Annotated in this window: 3 protein-coding genes; 2 read left to right on the forward strand and 1 reads right to left on the reverse strand. The window is 44.5% G+C overall.

Annotated features, from left to right (window positions below):
* The first annotated feature begins 334 nt into the window (after positions 1-334).
* Together ilvA and BM613_RS14075 are read left to right on the forward strand one after the other, a co-directional pair.
* Positions 335-1,267: a threonine ammonia-lyase gene (gene ilvA, locus BM613_RS14070; RefSeq protein ID WP_245926403.1), complete on the forward strand. Its 933-nt coding sequence runs from the start codon at positions 335-337 to the stop codon at positions 1,265-1,267.
* Between the two features lie 127 nt (positions 1,268-1,394).
* A complete protein-coding gene (locus BM613_RS14075; RefSeq protein ID WP_109431796.1) occupies positions 1,395-1,850 on the forward strand; it encodes a YbjQ family protein in 456 nt (151 codons plus the stop codon).
* Between the two features lie 109 nt (positions 1,851-1,959).
* On the opposite strand, the gene BM613_RS14080 is transcribed toward BM613_RS14075, so the two are convergent.
* Complete coding sequence (locus BM613_RS14080) at positions 1,960-3,135, reverse strand: MalY/PatB family protein (RefSeq protein WP_109431797.1); 1,176 nt, start codon at positions 3,133-3,135, stop codon at positions 1,960-1,962.
* Positions 3,136-3,464 lie beyond the last annotated feature (329 nt).

Below are 3,464 nucleotides of genomic sequence, written 5' to 3' on the forward strand. Positions count from 1 at the left end.
TTGGACCGCAGGGTCCTGGGAGAGTAGGTCGTTGCCAGACAACATCGATACACTACGCAAAAGGCACACGCTCTGTTACTTTGCGTGTGCCTTTTGCTGGGTGTTTTCCTATAGAGTCGCTCACTATAACAACGTTTGATAGGAAAAAGGTATAAGGACAGTATTTTTCTCGTCTTAAAGTAGAAAGGCAGTCACTTGAATCTAACGATAAAATTTGTTATGTTTATTGCGTAAATTCAAATTAAACGGTGTTATTACTAAATGAGGTGGTTGACGTGGGGATTTCGGAGATTTATCGCAGTTAATCTTCGAGGCAAAGCAAACGTTGTGTGGAGTGGTTCATGAGACTCCGCTGACGCACTCTCGAACATTTAGTGAGATGATAGGGAGCTCTGTCTTTTTAAAGCTTGAAAACCTTCAGCGAACGGGTGCTTTTAAAATTCGAGGTGCGTTTAACAAAGTTGCTCAAATGGCTAAACACGGGGATGTTGGCGAAGTCGTGACTGCATCGGCTGGTAATCATGCTCAGGGTGTTGCTCAAGCGGCTCGTATGTTTGGGGCGGCTTGTACGGTTTTTATGCCTGAAGGAGCTCCTGATGCAAAGGTGCAGGCGACTACGGGATATGGAGCAACGGTAGTAAAAACGGGGAGAAACTACGACGAGGCGTTTGCAGCGGCAATCACTTATGCAAACCAGCGCAAGGCGCCTTTTTTGCATGCTTTTGATGATCCATATGTCATTGCGGGACAAGGAACGATTGCGCTTGAGATGCTGGAGCAAAATCCCGATCTTGACACTCTGGTTGTACCAGTGGGCGGGGGTGGCTTGATTAGCGGAATTGCAGTGGCGGCGAAGCATAAGAATCCAAAAATAAGAATTATCGGGGTTCAGCCAGAACGATCGAATTCTGGTTTTTTGTCGTGGGCATCAGGCTACAAACAGGTGATCGCCAATCCGTCTTCACGAGCTGATGGCTTGAATGTAAAAATGATGGGGCAGCTTCCTTTTGAAATTATACGAAAAGCGGTTGACACATTTGTCACAGTCAGTGAAGAAGAGATTGAGCGAACGATGTGCTTGCTTTTAGAACGGTCTAAGATGCTTGTGGAAGGTGCTGGAGCGACTGCGCTTGCTGCGTTACTCGCAGAACGTGTACCGCGCATCGGCAAGAATATAGGGGTCATCGTAAGTGGAGGAAATGTGGACTTGACTGTAATGTCAGAAGTTACACATGGCTTTGTTCCTCAAGCGCTTGTTAATCCGTAATCGCTTTACCCAGTGACTCTGCTGTTTTATTTATCGTAATGTTTGAAGATAGCGCCTAGACGGCGCTATCTTTTTTTAGCTATCTGGGTTACCATCTAAAATATACCACAGATCAGGAGGTGAATGTATGGCTTTTTCCAATAATGTAAGAATAACAGGCATGAATGACGTTGAGCAAGAAATTGAAAGTTTTAGTGGTCAAGGACCCTTTACATCGGATTTGTCGGGCCAAGAATTTTGGCTGGTGGTAGATAAGGGGTATTTACCTGTCGGGTTGGTGCTTGGCAATAGTGTATTTTCGATGGGGGTGACAGGCGGACTCGCAACTGCTTTTCGTGGGCTTGTGCGCGGCGAATTAAAGGAGTATACACAATTGATGTATGATGCGCGTGAATTGGCGCTTACGCGTATGCGCAAGGAAGCTGCACGAATTGGCGCAGATGGCATTGTGGGGGTAAAGCTAGAGATTACTCACCATGGGGATATTATGGAGGTAACTGCAATCGGGACAGCAATAAAAAAAGATCCTGCTTTGCAAGTTGGTACAACAGCACAAGTTGTAATCAATACAGGCTCGAAATAAACGATCGCTTAGGTATGCTTTTCTTTATGCAGAAATTCACTTTATGAGGCGTGAGCGTGTTCCATCGAACAAAAATTTTGCAATGTGAACACGCTCTTAAAAATTCTCCTTAGTTAGTGCGTATTTGCTTTACAGCATGTTCAAGTTGATCAATCGCTCGTTGAAGTGTCGAGCGTGGACAGGCGATATTTAGACGCATAAAACCTTCTCCTTCAATGCCAAACGCTGCACCTGAATTTAAGGCGAGGCCAGCTTGACGTACCATAAATGTACTTAATTCATCTGTCGATAATCCGAGTTTACGGCAATCAAGCCATGCTAAATAGGTTCCTTGGGGAATTTGCATTGTGATCTCTGGAAGACGACTCTGTAGTTCATGTTGCAAAAATATTAGATTATCTTGCAAATAGACAAGCAATTCATTCAGCCATGGAGCCCCAAAGCGATAAGCTGCTTGCATTGCCGCTGATGAAAGAACATTTTGCATACGCAGGCCAAGACGGTCTAACGCTTTTATGAAAGTTTTACGTAAAGTCGGGTTTGGAATAATCGCATAGGATGCGTGTAATCCCGCAATATTAAATGTCTTACTGGGTGCTGCAAAAGTGATCGAAAAAGAAAGAAACTCTTCTCGAACTGAAGCGAAGGGGGTATGTACGTGGGGTGGATAAACGAGATCCCCGTGAATTTCATCTGAGAGGACAGTCACTCCATAGTGTTCACAAAGTTTCCCAAGCGTGTCTAATTCTTCGCGATTGAATACACGTCCAACTGGATTGTGCGGATTGCATAAGATGAGCATTTTTGCTCCTTTTTCAAATTGTTGAGCGAGATGGTCAAAATCCATTTTGTATTGTCCTTCTATGAGTTGTAACGGATTGTTGACTGCGAGTCGTCCATTCTCTTTAATTACTTTGAAAAAGGGAGGATATACAGGAGGTTGAATCACGATCGAATCATTTGGATCTGTAAAAGTCTGCACAGACAGGCTGAGACTTGGCACTACTCCTGGGCAGTGAACCAGCCAATCGCGTTCGATGGCAAAGTGATGCCGCGTGTTCCACCAATCGATGATTGCTTGATCGAGTTCTTCTTGCGGCGCTTGGTAGCCAAATACACCGTGTTCAACTCGTGTATGTAAAGCACTTATTACTTCTTCTGGTGCACGAAAATCCATATCAGCAACCCAGAGTGGCAATAGATTCTTCTCACCAAATAAAGCCTCTAATCCATCCCATTTAAGCGAACCAGTATGGATGCGTTCGACGATTTCATCAAAATTCATAACGTGCAGGCCCCCTTGTTAAATTCCTCATGACACTACTTTACTATAGATTCCTGGTGCTCGCGAATAAAACCAGATCGCTCTCGGATTCGAATGGTTTTATTTATCTAAGCGATCAGAGGTTAACTTCCATGGTACAATGAAACGGATACATAGTGGATTGTGAGCAGTTTGGGATAGGAAAGATTCTGTAGATTTTTAGGATCACATGTTCATAAAGGCATTGTTGTGTAAATTTGCACAACAGTGCCTTGCGTCATTGTACGCCCGGCATGGGCGGAATCTTTAGGGTGTAAGTCCCGAACGGGGGTTGGCGACAAACCTACCGT

Source organism: Sulfoacidibacillus thermotolerans, assembly GCF_003144315.1.
Lineage (GTDB): Bacteria > Bacillota > Bacilli > Alicyclobacillales > SLC66 > Sulfoacidibacillus > Sulfoacidibacillus thermotolerans.